At 72.0% G+C, this 21,305-nt stretch carries 22 protein-coding genes; 14 read left to right on the top strand and 8 right to left on the bottom strand.

Going from position 1 to position 21,305, the window contains the following annotated elements; genetic code table 11:
• Positions 1-67 precede the first annotated feature (67 nt).
• A complete protein-coding gene (mutS, locus tag IEY26_RS10905) occupies positions 68-2,674 on the top strand; it encodes a DNA mismatch repair protein MutS (protein WP_188978812.1) in 2,607 nt (868 codons plus the stop codon).
• Here mutS and thiD read toward each other — a convergent pair.
• The 4 genes from thiD to thiE are packed head-to-tail and all read right to left on the bottom strand — an operon-like array spanning position 2,671 to position 5,664.
• Positions 2,671-3,468 (bottom strand): bifunctional hydroxymethylpyrimidine kinase/phosphomethylpyrimidine kinase, encoded by a 798-nt coding sequence (gene thiD / locus IEY26_RS10900; protein WP_188978810.1) that lies wholly within the window; start codon positions 3,466-3,468, stop codon positions 2,671-2,673. The two genes, mutS and thiD, sit on opposite strands and share 4 nt — an antisense overlap.
• On the bottom strand, positions 3,465-4,196 hold the full coding sequence (locus tag IEY26_RS10895; protein WP_188978808.1) for an SDR family NAD(P)-dependent oxidoreductase: 732 nt from the start codon (positions 4,194-4,196) through the stop codon (positions 3,465-3,467). Before IEY26_RS10895 ends, thiD begins: the two co-directional genes overlap by 4 nt.
• Positions 4,193-5,038 carry a hydroxyethylthiazole kinase gene (thiM, locus tag IEY26_RS10890; protein WP_188978806.1) on the bottom strand — a complete coding sequence of 282 codons (846 nt, stop codon included), beginning with the start codon at positions 5,036-5,038 and terminating at the stop codon, positions 4,193-4,195. Before thiM ends, IEY26_RS10895 begins: the two co-directional genes overlap by 4 nt.
• Positions 5,035-5,664: a thiamine phosphate synthase gene (gene thiE, locus IEY26_RS10885; RefSeq protein ID WP_188978948.1), complete on the bottom strand. Its 630-nt coding sequence runs from the start codon at positions 5,662-5,664 to the stop codon at positions 5,035-5,037. The genes thiM and thiE overlap by 4 nt, the downstream gene beginning before the upstream one ends.
• Before the next feature lie 267 nt (positions 5,665-5,931).
• On the opposite strand from thiE, the gene mutL reads away from it, so the two are divergent.
• A complete protein-coding gene (mutL, locus tag IEY26_RS10880; RefSeq protein WP_188978804.1) occupies positions 5,932-8,046 on the top strand; it encodes a DNA mismatch repair endonuclease MutL in 2,115 nt (704 codons plus the stop codon).
• Between the two features lie 14 nt (positions 8,047-8,060).
• On the opposite strand, the gene IEY26_RS10875 is transcribed toward mutL, so the two are convergent.
• On the bottom strand, positions 8,061-8,846 hold the full coding sequence (locus IEY26_RS10875) for an inositol monophosphatase family protein (RefSeq protein ID WP_188978796.1): 786 nt from the start codon (positions 8,844-8,846) through the stop codon (positions 8,061-8,063).
• Positions 8,847-9,011: 165 nt separating this feature from the next.
• Here IEY26_RS10875 and IEY26_RS10870 point away from each other — a divergent pair, with 165 nt between their 5' ends.
• The 7 genes from IEY26_RS10870 to IEY26_RS10840 are packed head-to-tail and all read left to right on the top strand — an operon-like array spanning position 9,012 to position 15,724.
• Complete coding sequence (locus IEY26_RS10870) at positions 9,012-11,129, top strand: type II/IV secretion system ATPase subunit (RefSeq protein ID WP_188978794.1); 2,118 nt, start codon at positions 9,012-9,014, stop codon at positions 11,127-11,129.
• Entirely contained in the window at positions 11,126-12,985 is a 1,860-nt protein-coding gene (locus tag IEY26_RS10865) for a type II secretion system F family protein (protein WP_188978792.1), read from the top strand. Before IEY26_RS10870 ends, IEY26_RS10865 begins: the two co-directional genes overlap by 4 nt.
• Positions 12,982-13,692: a DUF7289 family protein gene (locus tag IEY26_RS10860; RefSeq protein WP_188978790.1), complete on the top strand. Its 711-nt coding sequence runs from the start codon at positions 12,982-12,984 to the stop codon at positions 13,690-13,692. Before IEY26_RS10865 ends, IEY26_RS10860 begins: the two co-directional genes overlap by 4 nt.
• On the top strand, positions 13,689-14,135 hold the full coding sequence (locus tag IEY26_RS10855; RefSeq protein ID WP_188978788.1) for a DUF7266 family protein: 447 nt from the start codon (positions 13,689-13,691) through the stop codon (positions 14,133-14,135). The genes IEY26_RS10860 and IEY26_RS10855 overlap by 4 nt, the downstream gene beginning before the upstream one ends.
• On the top strand, positions 14,132-14,806 hold the full coding sequence (locus IEY26_RS10850; RefSeq protein WP_188978786.1) for a DUF7263 family protein: 675 nt from the start codon (positions 14,132-14,134) through the stop codon (positions 14,804-14,806). The genes IEY26_RS10855 and IEY26_RS10850 overlap by 4 nt, the downstream gene beginning before the upstream one ends.
• Positions 14,796-15,203 carry a DUF7262 family protein gene (locus IEY26_RS10845; RefSeq protein WP_188978784.1) on the top strand — a complete coding sequence of 136 codons (408 nt, stop codon included), beginning with the start codon at positions 14,796-14,798 and terminating at the stop codon, positions 15,201-15,203. Before IEY26_RS10850 ends, IEY26_RS10845 begins: the two co-directional genes overlap by 11 nt.
• Positions 15,200-15,724 (top strand): DUF7261 family protein, encoded by a 525-nt coding sequence (locus IEY26_RS10840; RefSeq protein WP_188978782.1) that lies wholly within the window; start codon positions 15,200-15,202, stop codon positions 15,722-15,724. The genes IEY26_RS10845 and IEY26_RS10840 overlap by 4 nt, the downstream gene beginning before the upstream one ends.
• On the opposite strand, the gene IEY26_RS10835 is transcribed toward IEY26_RS10840, so the two are convergent.
• Positions 15,699-16,286, bottom strand: coding sequence for a hypothetical protein (locus IEY26_RS10835; protein WP_188978779.1), 588 nt, complete (start codon positions 16,284-16,286; stop codon positions 15,699-15,701). The two genes, IEY26_RS10840 and IEY26_RS10835, sit on opposite strands and share 26 nt — an antisense overlap.
• Positions 16,283-17,059 carry a nucleotide-binding protein gene (locus IEY26_RS10830; protein ID WP_188978777.1) on the bottom strand — a complete coding sequence of 259 codons (777 nt, stop codon included), beginning with the start codon at positions 17,057-17,059 and terminating at the stop codon, positions 16,283-16,285. The genes IEY26_RS10835 and IEY26_RS10830 overlap by 4 nt, the downstream gene beginning before the upstream one ends.
• A gap of 109 nt (positions 17,060-17,168) precedes the next feature.
• Here IEY26_RS10830 and IEY26_RS10825 point away from each other — a divergent pair, with 109 nt between their 5' ends.
• From IEY26_RS10825 to IEY26_RS10815, 3 genes are all read left to right on the top strand, one after another.
• The gene (locus IEY26_RS10825; RefSeq protein ID WP_188978776.1) at positions 17,169-17,522 is read left to right on the top strand and encodes a nuclear transport factor 2 family protein; all 354 of its coding nucleotides are present in this window, start codon (positions 17,169-17,171) and stop codon (positions 17,520-17,522) included.
• Positions 17,523-17,609: 87 nt separating this feature from the next.
• On the top strand, positions 17,610-18,113 hold the full coding sequence (locus IEY26_RS10820) for a CinA family protein (RefSeq protein WP_188978774.1): 504 nt from the start codon (positions 17,610-17,612) through the stop codon (positions 18,111-18,113).
• Positions 18,110-18,613, top strand: coding sequence for a metal-dependent hydrolase (locus IEY26_RS10815; RefSeq protein WP_188978772.1), 504 nt, complete (start codon positions 18,110-18,112; stop codon positions 18,611-18,613). Before IEY26_RS10820 ends, IEY26_RS10815 begins: the two co-directional genes overlap by 4 nt.
• Positions 18,614-18,616: 3 nt before the next feature.
• Here the strand turns inward: IEY26_RS10815 and IEY26_RS10810 are convergent, their stop codons facing one another.
• Positions 18,617-19,351: a PHP domain-containing protein gene (locus IEY26_RS10810; protein WP_188978946.1), complete on the bottom strand. Its 735-nt coding sequence runs from the start codon at positions 19,349-19,351 to the stop codon at positions 18,617-18,619.
• 156 nt (positions 19,352-19,507) lie between these two features.
• Here IEY26_RS10810 and IEY26_RS10805 point away from each other — a divergent pair, with 156 nt between their 5' ends.
• Positions 19,508-20,659 (top strand): acyl-CoA dehydrogenase family protein, encoded by a 1,152-nt coding sequence (locus IEY26_RS10805; protein ID WP_188978944.1) that lies wholly within the window; start codon positions 19,508-19,510, stop codon positions 20,657-20,659.
• Between the two features lie 299 nt (positions 20,660-20,958).
• Positions 20,959-21,288, top strand: coding sequence for a DUF7565 family protein (locus tag IEY26_RS10800; protein WP_188978770.1), 330 nt, complete (start codon positions 20,959-20,961; stop codon positions 21,286-21,288).
• Positions 21,289-21,305: the final 17 nt, after the last annotated feature.

Here is a 21,305-nt window from a genome sequence, read left to right as displayed (position 1 = left end):
GAGCGTAGCGTTCTTACTCGGCGGTAGCCACTCTAGAGAGTATGAACGAACACGTGGAGGGCGCTCGGTGACGAGCATCGTCGAGGAGTTCCTCGCGTTGAAGGAGTCGTCGGACGCGGACGTGCTGGCGATGCAGGTGGGGGATTTCTACGAGTTCTTCGCGGAGGACGCGCGGCTGGTGGCGTCGGAGTTGGACTTGCAGGTGTCGGAGAAGTCGAGTCACGGGTCGAGCTATCCGATGGCGGGCGTGCCGCTCGCGGAGCTCACGCCCTACCTGAAGATGCTGGTCGAGCGCGGCTATTCGGTGGCGGTGGCGGACCAGCGGAGTAGCGACGACACGACGCGCGAAATCGTGCGGACGGTGACGCCCGGCACGTTACTGGAGACGACGGACGCGAACGCGCGGTATCTCGCGGCGGTCGTGCGGGACGGGTCGTCGTTCGGGCTGGCGTTCGCGGACGTGACGACGGGGCAGTTCCACGTGACGACCGTCGAGGGCCGCGAGCGCGCGCTCGCTGAGCTCGGGCGATTCGACCCGGCCGAGGTCCTGCCGGGGCCGAGCGTGCGGGAGGACGAGTCGTTCGCGCGCGCGCTCCGCGAGGACGTCACTGAGACGGTTTCGCTCCCGGAGCGCGAGTCGTTCGCGGCGGGGCGGACGCGCCATCGCGTCCGCGAGCAGTTCGGCGAGGGCGCGCTCGAAGCGGTGGGCGTCGACCAGTCCGGGCCGGGCGTGCAGGCGGCGGGCGCGGTCCTCGCGTACGTCGCCGACACGGGCGTCGGCGTGCTCGCGTCCTTCTCGCGCATCCAGCCGTATCGCCCCGACGACCACGTGGCGCTGGACGCGACGACGCGCCGGAACCTCGAGCTGACGGAGACGATGCACGGCGACGCCGACGGCACGCTCCTCGAAACGCTCGACCACACGGTGACGAGCATGGGCGCGCGGACGCTCGAAGCGTGGCTGACGCGGCCGAGCCGGGACGCCCGGGAGCTCGAACGCCGCCACGAGTCGGTGGGCGCGCTCGTCGACGACGCGCTCTCGCGGGACGCGCTCCGCGAGGGGCTCGACGGCGCGGCGGACCTCGAACGCCTCGCGTCTCGGACGGTGAGCGGGAGCGCGGACCCGAGCAGCCTCGTCCGCGGGCGGGAGACGCTCGCGCGCCTCCCCGACCTCCGCGAGCGCGTCGAGTCGACGCCCGCGCTCGCAGAGTCCCCGCTCTCGCGCGTCTTCGACCGCGTGGACGCGGACGCGGCCGCCGCTCTCCGCGACCTGCTCACCGACGCGCTCCGCGACGACCCCAGCGCGCTCGGCGAGACCGGCATCATCCGCGACGGCTACGACGAGGAACTCGACCGACTGGCCGCCGAGCACGACGAGCTGCAGGCGTGGTTCGACTCGCTCGCCGACCGCGTGAAGGCGGAGACGGAGCTCACGCGGCTCACGGTCGACCGGAACCGGACCGACGGCTACTACATCCAGGTCGGGAACTCGCAGGTCGACCGCGTCCCCGACGAGTACACGGAGATCAAGTCGCTGACGAACTCGACGCGATTCGTCACCGAGGAACTCGAGGAGAAAGAGCGCGCGCTCTTCGACGTGGAGACGGAGCGCGCGGAGCGCGAGCGAGCGGCCTTCGAGGAACTGCGCGAGCGCGTCGCCGAGCGAGCGGCGGTCTTACAGGACGCGGGGCGAGCGGTAGCGGAACTCGACACGCTCGCGAGTCTCGCGGAGCACGCGACGGCGAACCGGTGGACGCGCCCCGACCTCGTGAGTGAGGGGTTCGAGGTGGAGGCGGGCCGCCACCCCGTCGTCGAGCAGACCGTCGAGTTCGTGCCGAACGACGCCGCACTGTGCGAGGACCGGCGGTTCCTCGTCGTCACGGGGCCGAACATGAGCGGGAAGTCGACTTATATGCGGCAGAACGCGCTCATCGCGCTGCTCGCGCAGGCGGGGAGTTTCGTCCCGGCCGCGTCGGCGTCGCTCGCGCCCGTCGACGGTATCTACACGCGCGTCGGCGCGCTCGACGAGCTCGCGGGCGGCCGCTCGACGTTCATGGTGGAGATGCAGGAGCTCTCCCGCATCCTCCACGCCGCGACGGAGGATTCGCTCGTCGTCCTCGACGAGGTCGGGCGCGGCACCGCGACCTACGACGGCATCAGCATCGCGTGGGCCGCCACGGAGTACCTCCACAACGAGGTGCGCGCGAAGACGCTCTTCGCCACGCACTACCACGAACTCACCGCGCTCGCCGACCACCTCTCCGGCGTCGAAAACGTCCACGTGCAGGCGGACGACTCCGGCGACGACGTCACCTTCCTGCACGCGGTCGCCGACGGCGCGGCCGACCGCTCCTACGGCGTCCACGTCGCCGACCTCGCCGGCGTCCCGTCTCCGGTCGTCGACCGCGCCGAACGCGTCCTCGACGACCTCCGCGCCGAACACGCCGTCGAAGCGAAGAGCGACCGCACGGAGAGCGAACCCGTGCAGGCGGTCTTCGACCTCGAGAGCGGCGACATCGAGCGGGAATCCGGCGAGGAATCCGAACCCGAACCCGAACTCGACGAGACCACCCGAGAGGTTCTCGACGACCTCCGCAGCGTCGACGTGAACGACACCACGCCGCTCGACCTCCTCCGGAAGGTCGCGGAGTGGCAGGACGAACTCGACGACTAACGCTCGCTCGCGAGGTGGTTGACGCTCCCGTTCGCGCCGACGTCGGCCGCGTCGCGGAGCGTGGCGTGCGTGAAGTCGGTCGCGCGTTCGACCGCCGCGGGGAGCGCGTCGCCGTGCGCGAGACGGGCCGCGATGGCGCTGGAGAGCGTACAGCCCGAGCCGTGCGTCGGCACGGCGTCGAGGTGGTCGTGAGCGAAGGCGTGCGTTCCGTCGTCCGTGACGAGATAGTCGCGAACGGTCCCGTCGCCGCGGTCGACGTGTCCGCCCTTGAGGAGGACGGCGTCCGCGCCGGCGTCGAGGAACCAGCCCGCGGCGGCGTCCCGGCCGGACGGGTCGGTCGGCCGGTGGCCGGTGAGCGTCTCGGCCTCGTCGGCGTTCGGCGTGACGACCGTCGACCGGTCGAAGAGCCGGTCGTAGGCGTCGATGGCGTCGGGGTCGAGGAGGACGTCGCCGGCGGTGGAGACGAGCACGGGGTCGAGGACGACCGGGCAGTCGAACGCGGCGAGGCAGTCCGCGACCGCGTCGACGGCCGGTTCGGCCGCGAGCATCCCGACTTTGACGGCGCGGACGTCGAAGTCGTCGGCGACGGCGTCGAACTGCGCGCGTATCGCGTCCGTCGGGAGGACGTGCGTCTCCGTGACGCTGCGCGTGTTCTGTGCGGTCGCGGCGACGACGACGGACCCGCCGTACGCGCCGAGCCGCGTCATCGTCTTCAGGTCAGCCTGTATCCCCGCGCCGCCGCCGGAGTCGCTCGTCGCGACCGTGAGGGCGTACGGGGGTGTCGCCGCGGTCATCGGAACTGCATCCCCCCGTTGACGTTCAGGAGTTCGCCGTGGACGTAGTCACCGTCGACGAGGTAGGTGACGGCGTCGGCGACCGCAGCGGGCTCGCAGGCGTACGTCGGAAGGTGCGTGTCGACGTTCTCGTGCCCGTGGAACTCCCGCTCGCCGAGGTAGTCGACGATGTCGTCGTTCATCGGGGAGTCGACGGGACCGGGGACGACGGCGTTCACGCGGACGCCGTCCGGGCCGGCTTCGCGCGCGAGCGACCGGACGAGACCGTGAAGACCGGCCTTGCTCGCCGCGTAGGCCGGATCGACCGTTCCCGCCGTTCCACCGATGCTCGAGAGGAAGACGAGCGACCCGCCCGACGCCCGGAGCGCGGGGAGGGTCGCGCGGGCGACGCGGAACGCGCCCGTGAGGTTCGTGTCGAGGACGCGTTCCCACCGCTCGTCGTCGAGGGCGTCCGGCGGCGCGGGGTCGACCGTTCCGACGGTGTGAACGACCGCGTCGACGCTCCCGAGGTCGTCGGCCGCCGCGTCGACGAACGCTTCGACGCTCTCCGTGTCCGTCACGTCGAGCGGATGCGCGGTCGTCGGCGCGCTCTCTCCCGTCGTCTTCGCGGCGAGTTCGGCCGCCGCGTCTTCCCGCGTCTGATAGGAGAACACCGCCGGTTCGTCCGCGACGGATTCGACGACGGCGCGACCGATGGCTCCCGTGCCGCCGGTGACGACGACGTTCATTCGCCGTCACCTCCGGCGATGCGTTCCACTCGGTCGGCCGGCGCGTCGAGAGAGCGGTCGTCCAGGCCGGCGACGGCGTCCATGAAGCACGTCCGGTAGCTCGCCGGGCCGTCGAAACCGCCGAACGCGCCGTTCGCGGCGGCTTCCCCGGCGAGACCGAACGCGAGCGTTCCGGCGAGTGCGGCCCGCTCGGGGGCGTCGAGCGCGCCCGCGAACGTCGCGAGCGTCATGCCGAGCATACAGCCCGTCCCGACCACGCGGGCCATCATCGGGTCGCCGGCGCGCACCTCGACGGCTCCGTCAGCGGTGGCGACGACGTCGACCTCGCCGGACGCGACGACGACGCTCTCCGTCCGCCGCGCGCACGCCACCGCGGTCTCCGCGATATCGGCGTATTCGCCGACCGACTCCACCCCCCGGACGTCCGCGTCCGCACCGACGAGCGCCGACACCTCGCCGTAGTTCCCCTTGACGATCGCGACGTCGAGTTCGGTGACGAGGCGTTCGGCGACTCGATTTCTGGTCGCGGTCGCGCCGACGCCTACGGGGTCGACGACGACCGGGACGCCGTGTTCGGCCGCGGCTTCGCCCGCGGCCAGCATCGCGGCCTCGCCGCGTTCGCTCACCGTCCCCATGTTGAGGAGGCAGGCGTCCGCGCTCGCGACCATCTCGGCGACCTCGCGCTCGTCGTCGGACATCACGGGGAGGCCGCCCCAGTGGAGCGCGACGTTCGCCACGTCGTTCACCGTGACGTCGTTGGTGAGCGCGTTCACCAGCGGCGACGCCTCGCCGACGGCACCCACGGCGGTGTCGAGGTCGAACGCCGCGTCGGGCGCGCTCATCGGCCCCCACCTCTCTCGACGGCGGCCGCGAGTTCACGCGTCGCGGCTGCCGGGTCGTCCGCGGCGGTTATCGCGGAGACGACCGCGACGCCGTCCGCGCCCGCAGCCACCACGTCCTCGGCGTTCTCCGGCGTGATACCGCCGATCGCGACGACGGGAACGTCGACGGCGTTCGCGACCGATTCCACGGTCTCCAGGCCGATTTCGGTCTCCTCCTCGGCGGTCTCCTTCGAGGACGTCTCGAAGACCGCGCCGACGCCGAGGTAGTCCGCGCCCGCGTCTACTGCGGCGCGCGCGCCCTCGACGGTCGAGACGGAGCGCCCCACGAGGGCGTCGGGGCCGAGGATGTCGCGCGCGACGCCGACGGGGAGGTCGTCGTCGCCGAGGTGGACGCCGTCGGCACCCACCGCGACCGCGGTGTCGACGCGGTCGTTCACGACGAATGTCACGTCCGCGTCCCACGTTCGCTTGCGGATGTCCCGGGCGAGCGCGTACCGCTCGCGGGCCGTCGCGTGCTTCTCGCGGAGTTGCACGACGTCCACGCCGCCGTCGATGGCTGCGTCCACGATTTCTCGCGTCGACCGGCCGCGAGAGCGGTTCGACTGCGTCACCAGATACGCCCCCATCGGTTTATTCATGGGTCATACCACTAGGTATTTGGACGACGGATAACTGTTTCTGTCCGCGGCGAACTCGAAGCCGAAGGCCGGGGAACAGGAACGACTCCGCGCGGAGAACACCCGCGCAACACCGCTCCGTGTCACTGTCCGTCGTCAGAACCCGAGGACTTCTGACCGATAGCGAGACGCCCCGACTCTCGGGGCGTCGCGGGAGTGATTGAAACGACGGGCGGAAGTCCGGGTTTCTTGGGCGTCGGCGTCGTGGCGTTGGCTATGACTGCGGACGAGCGAGACGACGGAGCCGGGGGCGGTGACGCGAGCGAGGACGCGGGCGTGGTTCGCGCGCTCGACGCGGCGACGGTGGACCGCATCGCGGCGGGCGAGGTCGTCGAGCGACCCGCCTCGGTCGTGAAAGAGCTCGTGGAGAACAGCCTCGACGCGGACGCCGACGAGGTCCGGGTGAGCGTCGCGGGCGACGGCACGGACGAAATCGTGGTTCGCGACGACGGCGTGGGGATGCGTGCGCGCGACCTCGAAGTCGCCGTGGAGCAGCACACGACGTCGAAGCTCCGGGACGCCGAGGATTTGGAGTCGGGCATCGGGACGCTCGGGTTCCGCGGGGAGGCGCTGCACACCATCGGCGCGGTCTCGAAGACGACCATCACGACGACGCCGCGAGCGGGCGAGCGACGGGGCGCGGAACTCACCATCGAGGGCGGCGCGGTCGGCGAAGTCGAGCCCGCTGGACGCCCGCCCGGGACGACGGTGGCGGTCCGCGACCTCTTCTACAACACGCCCGCGCGCCGCGAGTTCCTCAAGACGCCCGCGACGGAGTTCGCGCGCGTCAACCGCATCGTCTCCCGGTACGCGCTCGCGAACCCCGGCGTCGCCGTCCGCCTGACGCACGACGACCGCGAGACGTTCTCGACGCCCGGCCGCGGCGACGTTCTGGAGGCCATACTCGCGGTCTACGGCCGCGACGTCGCCGAAGCGATGGTGCGCGTCGACGCCACGCCAGAAACCGACGCCGTCGACCGAATCACGGGCTACGTCAGCCATCCGGAGACGACGCGCTCGACGCGCGAATACCTCGCCACCTTCGTCAACGGCCGGTACGTGAGCGATAGAGCCCTCCGCGAGCCCGTCATCGAGGCCTACGGCGGCCAGCTCGCCAGCGACCGTTTTCCGTTTGTCGTCCTCGACGTCACCCTCGATCCGAGTCGCGTGGACGCGAACGTCCACCCCCGGAAGACGGAGGTCCGCTTCGACGACGAATCCGCCGTCAGGGACGCCATCGAAACCGCCGTCAGGGACGCCCTCCTCGACGAAGGCATCGTCCGCTCGCGCGCCCCGCGCGGGAAGTCCCAGCCCGAGGACGCCACGCTCGCCACCGACTTCGACGACGCAGACACCGCCGCCACCACCGATACCGCCGACAGCGCGGACGCTGACGCCGGCGCGAACCCCCCGACTGTTTCGGGGAAGTCGGCGGGGAGCACGTCGCCGTCTCGTTCCCCGTCGTCGCCGACGCCCGCGTACTCCGCGGGGGATTCGCCCTCGAACGCCTCGTCCGCTGAGCGCTCGGGCTCGTCGGATCGGTCGGGGCCTTCCGGCTCGTCGGCGACGTCGCGGTCTGCGGCGTCGTCGGGTTCGTCGAGGGAGTCGCGGCCGTCGTCGGCGAACGTCGAGCCCGGGACGTCCGCGCGGGTTCGTCCGGCGGGACGGAACGCGAAACTCGCCGACGACGGAGCGCGTGAGAATGAGGGGGTCCCGGAGCGCGAGTCGCTACCGAACCTTCGAGTCTTGGGACAGCTGCACGGGACGTACGTCGTCGCGGAGACCGAGCGCGGGCTCGTTCTGATTGACCAGCACGCGGCGGACGAGCGCGTGCGCTACGAGGAACTCCGCGCGCGACTCGCGGCGCGCCCGGACTCCCAGCGCCTCGTCGCGCCCGTCGACGTCTCGCTCACCGCCGCGGAAGCCGCCGTCTTCGAAGACGCCCTCTCGGACCTCGACGCCCTCGGGTTCGACGCGCACCTCGACGGCCGCACCGCCGTCGTCGAGGCCGTCCCCGCGGTCTTCGGGAGCGTCCTCGACCCCGACCTCGTCGCCGACGTCCTCGCGGGCGCGACCGAAGAAGCCGCCGGCGACGACGTCCTCGACGCCGCCGACGCCCTCCTCGCCGACATGGCCTGCAAACCCGCGATAAAGGGGAACACGAGCCTCCCCGAAGGCGACGTCACCGCGCTCCTCGAACGACTCGACGGCTGCGAGAACCCCTGGAGCTGCCCGCACGGCCGCCCGGTCGTCGTCGAACTCGGCGGGGACGAACTCGACGCGCGCTTCGAGCGCGACTACCCGGGGCACGCCGACCGCGCGCCGGAATAACGCCCCGCTGTCGGTCAGCCGTCGATGTCTCGCGCGGCGTCGAGGACGACGTCGTGGGCTTCACCGTTGGAGGCGACGATGCCCCTCGAATCGGGCCGCCAGGGCTCTCCCGTTAGGTCGGTGACGGTGCCGCCGGCGACGTCGACCATGTGCGCGCCGGCGACGGAGTCCCAGGGGTTCGCGCGGACGTTCGTGATGGCGGCGTCGAGCTGGCCGGCGGCGACCATCGCGAGGACGGCCTGCGCGCTCCCGAACCGCCGGAGGTCGCCGAAGCGCTCGACGACGCTCTCGCACGCGCGGGCGTACTCGTCGCGGCGGTCGAAATCCCACCAGATTGTCGGGCAGACCGCGAACGTCTCCGGGTCGGTGCGGTCGCTCACGGAAGCGGGCCGGCCGTTCAGCGTCACCGACTCGTCGTCGGCGAGGTAGACGTCGCCGAGCGCCGGGAGGACGACCGCGGCCGCGAGCGCCTCCATGTCCTCGACGGCGGCGACGGCGGTCGCCCAGAGCGGGATATCGCGTACGAAGTTGTTCGTGCCGTCGATGGGGTCGACGACCCACGCCGGCCCGAACTCGGGAATCGCTTTCAGCTCGTCGGCTTCCTCGCCGACGACCGGATCGCTCGGATAGTGCGCGCGGATGGCGTCGAGGACGACGTCCTGGGCGTCCCGGTCCGCCTGCGTGACGACGTCCGTCTTTCCGTCCTTCCGCTCGACAGCGAGGCCTCGGCGGAACCCGGCCTGCGCCACGTCCGCCCCGTCGCGCGCGGCGCGCTCGGCGACCGTCGCGCGGTCAGTCATCGCACCCCTCTCGATGTCGTCTCGGTCGTCGGTCGTACACACCGGACGACTGTGGCCTCGGGGCAAAAATCCCCCGTACGGCTCGCCTCCGCAGGTTCCCGCATCGACTCCCGCGTCGATTCCCGCCGAGAGTTTAAATCACATCGCGCGTGACTCTGTGCTATCATGTCATCCTCGCTGCCGGCGAGCGCGCCGCCGCCGACGCCGCCGGACGACCCCGAGGCGTGGTACGCGCCCGCCGTCGTCGACCAGCACGCCGTCCACCCGGGCGTCGTCGCCACCATCGCGGAGACCCCCGACGGGTTCACCTACGACGTCCGCGAACCCGCGCTCACCGCGCCGGACCGCGCGGCGCTCGACCGCGTCGACGCCTACTTCGAGGGCGTCGCGCCCGAACGCCCCCGAACCCGCGAGGGGACGGTCGAGCGCGCGGCCGCGGGGCTCGACGAGAAACACCGCCGCGTCCTCGACCGCCTCCACGACGGCTCGGCGAACGCCCGCCGCCGCCTCGCCTACGCCGTTCTCTGCGCCCGGCGGTGCCTCGGTGAACTCACCTCGTACGCGCTCGACGACGCCGTCGAAGTCGCCGCCACCACCGGCGGCGACGTCGAAGTCCACACCCGCTCGTTCGCCCCCGCCGACACCGCGCTCGACGACCCCGAACACCTCGACCGCTTCCTCTCCGAACGCCTCGCCTCGTACACCGTGCCGTTCCGCGACTTCGACGTCCCGGTCGTCGTCTACCGCCGCCACCTCCTCGACGGCGACGCCTTCGACGTCCGATACGCCGTCCAGGAACCCGCGAAACTCCCCGGCGACGACGCCCTCCTCGACGCCGCGAAAGCCCGCGTCCGTGACGCGAACGTCGACGGCGTCGTCGAGGACCGAACCGAATTCGTTCGAGCGGTCGCCGAGCGCTTCCTCGACCGCCGCCTCACCGCCGGCGACACCCGCGCGTGGGTGGACGCCGCGCGGAACCGCGCCCGCCGCGCCCTCGCCGCCTACGACCTCGCGCTCCCGCCCGCGGGCGACCGCTACGCGCCCGGCCGCCTCGACGACCTCGTCTACTACGTCCTCCGCGACCTCGTCGGCGAAGGCGCGCTCACCATCCCCGTCCGCGACCCCCACCTCGAAGACGTCGAAGCCAACCGAGTCGGCGAGCGCGTGAAAGTCGTCCCGCGCCGCGGCCTCGGCGCGTCCGGCCGCATCCCGACGAACCTCGCGTTCGACACCGAAACCGGGTTCGTCTCCCTCGTCCGCGGGCTCGCCGCGAGCGACGGCGTCGAACTCACCGCCGCCTCGCCCTCCGCGAAAGTCAACCTCGCTCCCCGCGAGGTGCCGGACGCCGTCACCATCCGCTGTGCGGTCGCGCTCCCCGTCATCTCCGAGGACGGCCCGCACGTCTCCATCCGCAAGCAGGCCCCGGACGCCCTCACGCCCGTCGACCTCGTCGACGCCGGGTCGCTCCCCACGGAGCTCGTGACGCTGCTCTGGCTCGCCTACGAACACCACGGCGTCGTGCTCTTCTCCGGCCCCACGGGCGTCGGGAAGACCACGCTCCTGAACGCGCACATGCCGTTCGTCGCGCCGCGCGACCGCCCCATCAGCATCGACGAAGGCTCTCGCGAGGTCGCCCTCCCCCACGAGACCGGCGTCTCCCTCACGACGCGCGACCACGAGGACCCGCACAAGCGCGTCACCATGGCCGACCTCATGACCGAATCGAACTACCTCAACCCCGACGTCGAAATCATCGCGGAGATCAACACGCCCGCGAGCTTCGAGACGTTCGGCGAAGTCCTCAACACCGGCCACGGCGTCCTCGGCACGCTCCACGCCCGTGACATCGAATCGCTCGTGAACCGCGTCGTCGAACAGGGCCTTCCCTCCTACCTCCTCCGCGAGGTCGACCTCGTCGTCTTCCCGCGGTTCGTCGACGGCGAGCGCTACGTCGGCGACGTCGTCGAACTCCTCGGCGACGACCACGCCGACCGCGCGGACGGCTTCGTCGAGAAGGACGGCGACCGCGTCCCCTACCACACCGTCGTCTCCCGCACCGCCGACGGCGGGTTCGCGGTCGCCGACGACCCCGTTCTCTTCGAGACGCTCGCCGCGCGCACCGACCGCCCCGCCGAGGCCGTCGAACGCGAGTTCGACCGGAAGCACGACTACGTCCGCTACCTCGTCGACGCGGACGTGAGCGACACCGACGCGCTCTTCGCGTTCCTCGGCGACATCCGCGCCGACGAAGCCGCGACCGTCGCCGGCCTGGGGGACGCGTGAGCACGAACCCGCTCGACCGCGGGCTGTACGCGCTCTTCAGCCGTCACGCCGACCGCGACCGCCACGCCGTCGACCGCCGCCGCTACCGCGTCGCCGGCCCCACTATCGGCTTCGACCTCTTCGTCGCCCGGCTCTACGGGGTCGCGTGGCTCGCCGCCCTCCTCGCCGCCGCCGGCGCGACCCTCCTCGTGCTCTCCCTCCCGCCCGCGACCGAGCACGCCCTCGCCGCCCTCGCGGCGCGCGTCGCCCCCGACGCCGCCCCCGAAATTCGGGTTCCACGTCTCCTCGGCGCGTTCGCGCTCGCGCTCCTCGTCGGCGTCACCGCCCGCGCGGGCACGGTCGCCGCCGTCCGCGCCTACCTCCGGTGGGCGGCGCGCGCCCGCCGCGTCGACGTCGAACGCACCCTCCCCGGTGCCGTCCGCTACCTCCGCGTCCTCGCGTCCGGCGAACCCGACCGCCGCGAACTCCTCGCCGCCGTCGCCGACCGCCCGAGCGCCTACGGCGGCACCGCCGCCGCCTTCCGCGACGTCCTCAACCGCGCCGCGGTGACCGGGAGCCTCGCCGGCGCGCTCCGCGACGCCGCGCGCGTCACGCCCTCCCGCGACCTCCTCGCGCCCTTCCTCCTCCAGTACCGCGAGCACGCCGCGCAGGGCTCCGACGCCGTCGAGGGCTACCTCCGGCTCGAAGCCCGAATGCTCGCGAACCGACAGGACCGCGCGCGCCGGCAGGCCGAGGGCTTCCTCGAACTCCTCTCCGAACTCTTCGTCGTTCTCCTCGTCCTCCCCGCGCTCCTCGTCGTCGTCGTGACCGCTCTCGGCGTGCTCGCGCCCGGGCTCGGCCGAGAGGTGCTGACGCCGCTCGGGGGCGTGACGCTCCGCGCGCTCGTCGTCTACGGGAGCGCCGGGTTCGTCCTCGTCGTCGGCCTCGCCGCCGCGGCGCTCGTCGACACCTTCCGCCTCGCCGGCTACGGCGGCGTCCGCCACGCCCGCTCGCCCGGCGTCGACACCCTCCGGAACGCGCTCTCTAACCCCGTCGACGCCATCCCCGTCTTCGGGCTGTTCGGCCTCGCGGTCGCCGTCGGCCTCGCCCTCGGCGGCGACGACCTCGTCACCGCCGGCGTCCTCGGCTACGACGCCGCCGCCATCCCTATCGGTCTCGTCGCCGTCCGCCGCGCCCGCCTCGACGACGCGAAAGACCGCGAACTCACCGACTTCGTGCACGCCGTCGCCGGCCACGTCGGCCTCGGCCGCCCCTTCCCGCGCGCCGTCGAACGCGTCGCCGCCGAGGAGTCGCTCGGCCCGCTCGCCCCCGACGTCGCCGACCTCGCCTTCCGCCTCGGCCTCAGCACGGACGAGGGCGACCAGCGCGCCGACGCCCTCGACGCCTTCGTCGAATCGGTGGGGACGCCGCTCGCGACACAGACTGTCGGCCTCCTCTCCGGCGCGCTCGACGCCGGGAGCGACGCCGAAACCGCCTTCGAGACCCTCCAGTCCGAAGTCGGCCACCTCCACCACGAGAAACAGACGCTCCGCGCCGCCCTCCTCGCCTACGTCGCGGTCGGCTGGACGACCGCACTCCTCGTCGTCGGCATCGTCGTCGCCGTCGACACCACAGTCCTCGACAGTTTCGCCCAGCTCTCGGCCGTCGGCGGGTCGATGAGCGCGGTCGGATTCGACGCGGCGGCGGTCGACCCGGCGCGCGCCGGCTACCGCTTCTACGTCGTGACGCTCGCGACCATGCTGGCCTGCGGGTGGTTCGCCGGCACCGCCAGTCGCGGCCCCTTCGAGGCGCTCCTCCACTCCGGCCTCCTCTCGCTCGCCGCGCTCGCCGTCTTCGCCGGGGTGGGCGTCGTATGACGTCGAGCGCACGCGGGCAGTCGCACGTCGTCGGCGTCACGCTCCTGCTCGCCATCGCGCTCCTCGGCATCGGCGGACTCACCGCGACCGTCGGCACGGTCGTCGACGGGCATGCCGCGACCGCGGACGCCGACCGCGTCGCCGACGCCTTCACCGGCACGCTCGACCCCGCGCGGACTCGCGGCGTCCGCACGGGCCGCGTCGCCTTCTCCGAGGGCGCGATAACGACCGAGAACCGCACCGTCCGCGTCGTCCGGAACGGGAGCGTCGTCGCGGCGCTCCCCGCGAACGCGCTCGTCTACCGGACCGGCTCCCACCGCGTCGCCTCCCTCGCCGGCGGCGTCACCACCGGCCCCCCGGGTGCGGCTTCGTTCGCGCGTCCGCCCGGACTCGCCGTCGGCCCGCGCGCCGTCGAACTCGGCGTCCCCGTCCTCACCACGCGCCCGTCCGTCGGCGCGTCCGGCGGCGTCACCCTGCGCCTGCGCGCGAACGTGACGCACGACCGACGAGCGCTCGGCTCCGGGCGGTTCGCACTCGCTGTCGAGACCGCGACGCCGGGCCCCTGGGAGCGATACGCCCGCGGGCTGAACGCCACCGTCGAACGGCGCGACTTCGACGGCGACGGCACGCCGAGCGTCGTCGCGACCTTCCCCGGGACGCGCCGCGGCTTCCTCGTCGTCCACCGAACGCGGGTGACGCTCGCGTGACTGATACTCGTGCCGCGACGCCCGCCGTCAGCAAGGCGCTGGAGGCGTCGCTCGTCGTGCTCTTCGTCGGCTTCCTCGTCACCGCGCTCTACGGCGGGTTCGTTCCGACGCATCGCGCCGCCGCCGCGGACGCCGTCGCCGACCGCGCCGCCAGCACCGCCGCCGCAGCCATCGAGGACGCCGTGCCGGTCGCCGCGAGCCGCGTCTCCGTCACCCGCCGCGTCTCTCTCCCCGAGCGCATCCACGGCGACCCCTACACGCTCAGCGTGACCGACCGCCGGCTCGTCCTCGACGCGACCGGCGCGCGCGTCACTATCCCCCTCGTCCTCCCTGAGCGCGTCGCGTCGATTCGCGGCACGTGGCACAGCACGCGCCGCTTACGCGTCCGCGTCACCGGCTCGGATGCCGGAATCTCCGTCCGGCTCGCGGAGGTGGCGGCGTGAGAGCGCAAGCGAACCTCGTCGCGCTCGCCGTCGCCCTCCTCGTGCTCTCCGCGACCGTTACCGCCGGCGTCGCCATCGCCGACGGCGCGTACGCGAACGCCGAACGCGACCCCGTCGACCGCGGGCGCGCCGTCGCGCTCGCCGACGCCCTCGTCGCCGCCGACTCCCCGCTCGCCCTCCGCGACCACGTCCTCTCCGCCGCTCGCGTCGCGAACGCCTCCGTGTCGTCGCTCCACGCCGCCGTCCCCGCGTCCCGCGACTGGGGCGTCCGCCTCGTCCTCGACGGCGACCCGCTCCTCACCGCCGGGACGCCCGCGGGCGGCGTCACCGCGCGCCGGACCGTCCTCCTCGGCGCGCGGCAGCCCGCGACGGTCGAGCCTCGCCTCGGCGACGGCCGCCGCGTCACGCTCCCGCGACGCACCCGAAATCTCACCGTCACCGTCGACGCGCCCGCCGGACGCACGATGACGGCACTCCGCGTCGACAACCGCACCGTCCTCCGCGACCCCGCCGGCCTCGACGGCACCTACCACGTTCGCGTCTCTCAGTACGAGACTGCGACCGTCGAAGCGGTCGGGAGCGGTCCGCTCCCGGCCGGGAGCGTCGTACTCACCGCCTACCCGTTCACCGCGCGGAAAGCCACGCTGGAGGTGACCGTCGATGCCGCGTAGAGGGCAGCTCTCCCTCCCGCTCGTCGAAGCCGGCGTCGGCGTCCTCCTCGTCTTCGCCGTCGTCTCCGGCTTCCTCCTCGCGCTCCCCGACCAGGGCGTCGAACACGTCCAACTCGACGCGGACGCCCGCGACACGCTCGCCGTCCTCGCCGCCGACGCACCCCGTCACGGCGACGCCACCCGGCTCGCCGAAGTCACGCGCTCGCCGGCCGCGTTCGAGCGCGAAGCCCCCGCGCTCGAACGCCGCGTCACCCGCATCCTCCCCGGGAACGTCCTCTTCGAACTCCGCACGCCCTACGGCGACGTCGGCTACCCGCCGCCGTCGAACGTCGCGTTCGGCGCGTCCTCCCGCCCGACGCCCTACGGCCGCGTCACCCTCCGAGTGTGGTACGCGTGACGCGCCCCTCGCGCGGCCAGCTCGTCCTCGCGGCCGCCGCGGTCGCCGCGCTCGCCTTCGTCCCCGTCCTCGCCGCCTACCTCCAGTTCGGCTACGCCGGCGACGTCCACGCCGCCACCGGACACGCCGACCCCGGCCGCGACGCCCGCCACGTCCTCGACCGCGCCGTCGACCGCGCGACCCCGGGTCTCCCCGCGGAGTACGCGTGGGCGGAGCGCTCGGCCGCCGCCACCGCCTTCCGCGCAGGCGTCGCCGACCGCTCTCGCGGCCTCGACACGCCGCCCGACGCCGGCGGCGGCCCCGTCTTCACCGTCACCTGGAACGCCTCTGCGGCGCGCGACTGGGCGGCCGCGAACTGTCCGGGCGGGCGCGGCCGCGCCTTCGGCGACTGTTCAACTGATCGTGGCGTCGTCCTCCAGAACCGCGGCGGCCGCACGCACGTCGTCGCCGCCGCGTTCGACGTCTCCGCCGCCGCGACGGAGGGCTCGAGCTCGTTCACTCTCGTCCTTCGGCGTCGCTGACCTCGAACCCCCACTCGTCCGCGCGCTCCACGGCCTCCTCGCGGGCGCGCTCCCTGAGGGCGTCGACGCGCTCCTCGTCGGCGAGAAACGCCTCCAACGCGTCGACGCTCTCGGCCGGCTCCGCTCCCGCGGCCGTTTCGCCCACGTTCACCGCGTCGGGGTCGGGGCTCGACTCGTCGGCATCCGGTCCGGTCTCCGGGTCGGATTCGGGCGAGGCGGGGTACTGGTCGACGAGGCGGTCGCGGTCGAGCGCCCGCGCGACCGCAGGGGGGTCGACGGTGGCGTCGCTCCGGAACGAGCGCGTCGCGTCCGCGCGGAGTTCGACGCGGCAGGGCGCGGCCTCGGCGAGGCGGGAGAGCACGGGCGGGCCGGCCGCGTCGGCGTCGCGGGCGGCGGCGCGGGTGGGGACGCCGTCCTCGAACGCGAGGTCGTAGGTGTCGCTCGCGTCGCCGACGAGCGCCGCGCGCGCCTCGAAGGCCGCGACGCCGGTGAAGGCGTCGGCGAGCGCGCGGTCGAGGCAGACGCCGGGGTCGTCGAGGACGCGGGAGAAGACGAGCGTCATCGTGGGTCGTCGGGGAGGACGGCGCGGCGGAAGCGGTCGGCGACGCGGTCGGGGTCGCGCGGCCGGACGTCGAGCGCGCTCGCGGCGTCGCGAAACGCGCGCGCGGCCGGGCTGTCCGGGGCGTGCGCGAGGAGCGGCGTGCCGGCGCGTCGCGCGTCGCGCGCGGCGTCGTCGTCGGGGACCGTGCCGAGGAGCGGGCCGTCGAAGTATCGCGTCGTCTGCTCGGAGACGCGCTCGACGCCGTCCGCGTCGTGCGCCTTGTTGAAGAGGACGCCGGCGACGCCCGTACCGTAGGCGGTCGCGTACTCCTGGACCTTGAGCGCGTCAGAGACCGCGGGAACGGTCGGCTGGGCGACGAGGAGGACGCGGTCGGCGAGGACGACGGGGAGGACGGCGGCGCGGGAGGCGAGCGTCGCCGGGGAGTCGAGCAGGATGACGTCGGTGTCGGCGGCGAGGTCGGCGACGACCTCCCTGAGCCGCGTCGGGTCGGCGGCGCGGAACGCCGACAGGTCGGTGCCGCAGGGGACGACGTTCACGCCGTGGCGTTCGTAGGTGGCGTCCGCGAGCGTCGCGTCGGCGTCCGAGAGCAGGAGGTCGTGGAGGGTGACGTCGGCGTCGCCGAGGCCGGCGTGGAAGAGGAGGTTCGCCATCCCGGTGTCGGCGTCGACGACGGTGACGTCGTAGTCGTCGCTGAGCGCGAGCCCGAGCGAGAGCGCGCTCGTCGTCTTCCCGGTGCCGCCCTTCCCCGACGCGACGGCGAACGCTTCGACCATCTACTCTATCTCCCCGCGCTCTCAGTGATAAACACTCGCCCGAACTCGCGCGCGGAACCGACCCGGCCGTCCGCAGTCTTTAGGGTCCGAGGCGTGCCACGCTCTCACGATGACGGACTACGAGGACGCGGTGCGACGGTACTACGAGTACGTGGACGCCGAGGCCTACGAGGACCTCTACGCGCTCTTCGCCGACGACGTGACCTACGAGCGACCCGGCCGGGACGCCATTCAGGGACAGGACGCGTTCCGCGCGTTCTACGAGGACGGCCGCCCGCTGGAGGACGGCGAACACACCGTTCACGCCGTGGTCGTCGACGGCGACACCGCCGCCGTCCGCGGCACCTTCTCGGGCGTTCAGGGCGGCGACCGCGTCGAGTTCGGGTTCGCGGACTTCCACGAGTTCGACGACGACGGCAAAATCACGAACCGCTACACGTACACCGACCGCGACACGGTCTAAATCCCGTTGTCCGCGCGTTGACGGGTGTCTGACTCGCGGCGGACGACCGCCCACACCTTCAAATCGCCTCCGGGTTTACGCGGGGACATGCGAGAGTACGCGTCCGACCCACCGATAGAGGAGCGCGTCGGCGACCGCCTCCGCGAGCGCGGCGAGACGCTCGCGACCACGGAGTCCTGCACGGGCGGCCTCGTCGGGTCGCTCCTCACCGACGTCCCCGGGTCCTCCGACTACTTCGACCGCACGCTCGTCACCTACACGTACGACGCGAAACTCGACACCGGCGTCACCCGCGAAGCCCTCGACGAGCACGGCGCGGTCTCGGAGCCGGTCGCGCGACAGATGGCGCAGGCCGTCCGCGATACGGCCGACACGACGTGGGGCGTCTCGACGACGGGTATCGCCGGGCCGACCGGCGGCACGGCCGAGAAGCCAGTCGGCACCGTCTACATCGGCCTCGCGCATCGCGGCGACTGGGGCGACGACGACACGTGGACGACCGTCTCCCGGCACGAGTTCGACGGCAACAGAGTCGAAGTGAAAGAACAGATCGCGCGGCAGGCACTCTCGACGCTTCACGAGGCGCTATGAACAAGAAAGACCACATCCTGAACGGCGTTCTCCTCGCAGTCGGCCTCGGCATCGTCCTCCACCCCGCCGGCGACCTGAAAGCCCTCACGACCATCGTCGAAGTCTTCGTCCCGGTCGTCCTCGGGACGATGCTCCCCGACATCGACACGGAGTTCGGGAGACACCGCAAGACCCTGCACAACGTCTTCGTCATCGCCGCGCTCTACGGGTACGTCGTCTACTTCGGGAACCTGGAGTGGGTGTGGGTCGGCGCGCTCAGCCACTTCCTCCTCGACATGGTCGGGAGCAAGCGCGGGCTCGCGCTCTTCTACCCGCTCTGGGACCGCGAGTTCGCGTTCCCGTTCGGCGTGAAGACGAGCAGCGGGTACGCGACCATCGCCACCGTCGTCATCACGGTCCTCGAACTCGCGGCGCTCGCCGCCGCGCTCTACTGGGTGCCGACCCTCATCCCGAGCGGTATCGACGTCACGAACGCCACGCAGGCCGTCTCCCTTCTCTAACTCTCAGTAGACGCGGACGTCGTCGAATCTCCCCTCGTAGGCGATGTGGCGGGGGTGTGTGGGTTCCATGCCGGAGAGGAGGAGGCGGTCGAGTTTCTCGTAGGAGTTCTCCCAGCCGAGATGCGCGAACTCCAGGCGGCACTGGATGGTGTGGCGGAGGCCGGAGCGGTGGTCGACGGCGCGGTCCGCGCCCGCGTGGAGGGCGTCGACGAGGTCGGCCTCCGTCTCGATGTCGGCCGCGAACGTCGTCCACACCTCGCCCACGGTTCCCGCGAGGTGGGCGTAGGAGGACGCGAACGCCGGGACGTCGTAGGCGTCCGCGAGTTCGCGAGCGCGGCGGTTGTGCGACGGCCAGTGTTTCGGATTGTACGTCTCGATGGCGTCGAGGCGGTCGGTGTAGCGGTCGATGTCGCGCTCGTCGAGGCTCACGGTGAGGAACTCCGGGTGGGGGGCGAGGACGGCGGCGTCCTGCCGGTCGAACTCCCGCATCGCGCCGTCGAGTGTCACGAAGTCCGGGACCGGCTCGCTGAGGCCGAGCGCGAGGACGTGTGCGCGGTTCCGCCACGTCCCCGTGAAGATTTCGCGCGCCGGGACGACGAGGAGGTCGTCGTCGGAGAACCGCTCGGCGCGCTCGCGGATGTCGGGCAGCCGCACGAAGTGCGGGGCGTAGACGAGGGCGTCGATGCCGCGTGCTTTCGCGCGCTCGACGACGCGCTCGTCCAACGCCTTCACGTGCATGTCGACCCGTGTCCCGGTTCCAGCCATACCGGGAAATTCTCCCCGCGGGACTTTGCGGCTTGCGGTCTCCGAACCCCGTAAACTCGAAGGCACGGAGTGGGTGTTCTGCCCCGATTTATGGTGTCGGCGCGTGGAGTGTACCGCATGGCTTCGAACCTGGAGTTGCTCTCGGCGGACGTCGTCCCCGAGTACGCCCGCGGCGTCAAGCAGGAAGCGCGCGAGTTCGCAGCGGAGCACATCGCGCCGAACGCCGAGGAGTACTTCCGCACGGGCGAGTACCCCTGGGACATCCTCGAAGCGGGGATGGACGCCGGCCTCATCGCGCAGGACATCTCGGAGGAGTACGGCGGTCGCGGCCTCGACATCGTCGAAGTGCTCGCCATCGCCGAGGAGTTCTACCGCGCCGACGCCGGCATCGCGCTCACCCTCCAGCTCGCGAGCTTCGGCGCGGAAATCATGCAGGAGTACGGCACGGAAGCGCAGAAAGAGAAGTTCCTGCGGCCGGTCGCGGAGAACGACCAGATTACGGGGCTCGCGGTCTCCGAGCCCGACATCGGCAGCGACCTCGCCGGCATGACGACGACGGCGGACAAGGACGGCGACGAGTACGTCCTCAACGGCGAGAAGTACTGGATCGGGAACGGCGTCGAGGCGGACTGGGTGACGGTGTACGCGAAGACCGCGGACACCGACGACCGCTACCTCAACTACTCGATGTTCGCCGTGCCCACGGACGCCGCGGGCTACGACGCCGAGCACATCCCGGAGAAGATGGGGATGCGCGCGTCGAAGCAGGCACACATCGTCTTCGACGACTGCCGCGTCCCCGAGGAGAACCTCATCGGAACCGAGGGTGGCGGGTTCATGATGCTCGCCGACTTCTTCAACCACGGCCGCGTCGTCGTGGGCGGGCACGGCCTCGGCCTCGCCGCCGCCGCGCTCGAAGAAGCCTGGGAGTTCGTCCACGAACGCGAGGAGTTCGGCCGGCACGTGAGCGACTTCCAGGCCGTTCAGCACGGCCTCGCCGACATGCGCCTCGAGTTCGAAGCGGCGCGCGCGCTCAACTACCGCGCCGCGAAGAAGGTCCGCGACTACGAGAACCCCGGCCTCTGGGCCGCGATGGCGAAGACCAAGTCCACGGAAGTCGCCGTCGAGAACGCCCAGCAGGGCATGCAGTTCCACGGCGGCCGCAGCAACCTCACCGACCGCCGCATCGCGAGAGTGTACCGGGACGTCCGTATTCCGGTGATCTACGAGGGCGCGAACGAGATTCAGCGGAATCTGATTTATCGGCAGTCCGGCGAGTGAACACGAGGCGGACTAGGGAGCAACGCGCAGCGTTGCGACCGTAATCACGCGAGCGGTAGCGAGCGGGAAGGCTGAGTGAATCCGAGCCGGACGGCGGAAGACCGTGTCGTCGACGTCGGTGAGGAAGCTCTCGAACGGCGCTGCTCCGGCGGTTTCGACGTCGAACCCCTTCAGAGACGACGAGCGTCTGACGAACGTCAGACAGCCTCGGAAACCGCGTGACTGCGGCCTACTCGATACGGTACTACCGCCCCGATTCTACGGCAAGGCTTATCAAGCCGATTCCGGTATGTATCCGTATGTCGGGTTGGGAGTGCGCTATCGGGGGATGTGGCGCGACGTTCCGCACCGTCGAGTCACTCCTCACGCATCAGGTCGACGCACACGAACGCCACGAGTGCCGGATCTGCGGCACCACCGTTCCGGAGGGCTTCTTCGCCATCAAGCACGTCTTCGAAGAGCACACGCGCACCGAGTTCGTCCGCGCCTACGACGCCGACGCCAGCGCGATCCGCGAACGCGAATCCATCAAACGCGACGTCGAAGACACCGTCGACCCTCGCGAGATCTACGTCGGCAGGGACGCCGACACCGACGGCGACGAAGCCGTCGCCAGCGCCAGCAACTAGTCGGCGGACCAACGTTT

It is taken from the genome of Halocalculus aciditolerans (genome assembly GCF_014647475.1).
GTDB classification, from domain to species: domain Archaea; phylum Halobacteriota; class Halobacteria; order Halobacteriales; family Halobacteriaceae; genus Halocalculus; species Halocalculus aciditolerans.
This window is presented reverse-complemented; position numbering and strand designations above follow the sequence as displayed.

Bases quoted from the DNA above. Each gene is read 5' to 3' on its own strand.
- thiD (WP_188978810.1), bottom strand. From the start codon at position 3,468: ATGACCGCGGCGACACCCCCGTACGCCCTCACGGTCGCGACGAGCGAC.
- IEY26_RS10895 (WP_188978808.1), bottom strand. From the start codon at position 4,196: ATGAACGTCGTCGTCACCGGCGGCACGGGAGCCATCGGTCGCGCCGTC.
- thiM (WP_188978806.1), bottom strand. From the start codon at position 5,038: ATGAGCGCGCCCGACGCGGCGTTCGACCTCGACACCGCCGTGGGTGCC.
- thiE (WP_188978948.1), bottom strand. From the start codon at position 5,664: ATGGGGGCGTATCTGGTGACGCAGTCGAACCGCTCTCGCGGCCGGTCG.
- mutL (WP_188978804.1), top strand. From the start codon at position 5,932: ATGACTGCGGACGAGCGAGACGACGGAGCCGGGGGCGGTGACGCGAGC.
- IEY26_RS10875 (WP_188978796.1), bottom strand. From the start codon at position 8,846: ATGACTGACCGCGCGACGGTCGCCGAGCGCGCCGCGCGCGACGGGGCG.
- IEY26_RS10870 (WP_188978794.1), top strand. From the start codon at position 9,012: ATGTCATCCTCGCTGCCGGCGAGCGCGCCGCCGCCGACGCCGCCGGAC.
- IEY26_RS10860 (WP_188978790.1), top strand. From the start codon at position 12,982: ATGACGTCGAGCGCACGCGGGCAGTCGCACGTCGTCGGCGTCACGCTC.
- IEY26_RS10845 (WP_188978784.1), top strand. From the start codon at position 14,796: ATGCCGCGTAGAGGGCAGCTCTCCCTCCCGCTCGTCGAAGCCGGCGTC.
- IEY26_RS10835 (WP_188978779.1), bottom strand. From the start codon at position 16,286: ATGACGCTCGTCTTCTCCCGCGTCCTCGACGACCCCGGCGTCTGCCTC.
- IEY26_RS10830 (WP_188978777.1), bottom strand. From the start codon at position 17,059: ATGGTCGAAGCGTTCGCCGTCGCGTCGGGGAAGGGCGGCACCGGGAAG.
- IEY26_RS10825 (WP_188978776.1), top strand. From the start codon at position 17,169: ATGACGGACTACGAGGACGCGGTGCGACGGTACTACGAGTACGTGGAC.
- IEY26_RS10820 (WP_188978774.1), top strand. From the start codon at position 17,610: ATGCGAGAGTACGCGTCCGACCCACCGATAGAGGAGCGCGTCGGCGAC.
- IEY26_RS10815 (WP_188978772.1), top strand. From the start codon at position 18,110: ATGAACAAGAAAGACCACATCCTGAACGGCGTTCTCCTCGCAGTCGGC.
- IEY26_RS10810 (WP_188978946.1), bottom strand. From the start codon at position 19,351: ATGCACGTGAAGGCGTTGGACGAGCGCGTCGTCGAGCGCGCGAAAGCA.
- IEY26_RS10800 (WP_188978770.1), top strand. From the start codon at position 20,959: ATGTCGGGTTGGGAGTGCGCTATCGGGGGATGTGGCGCGACGTTCCGC.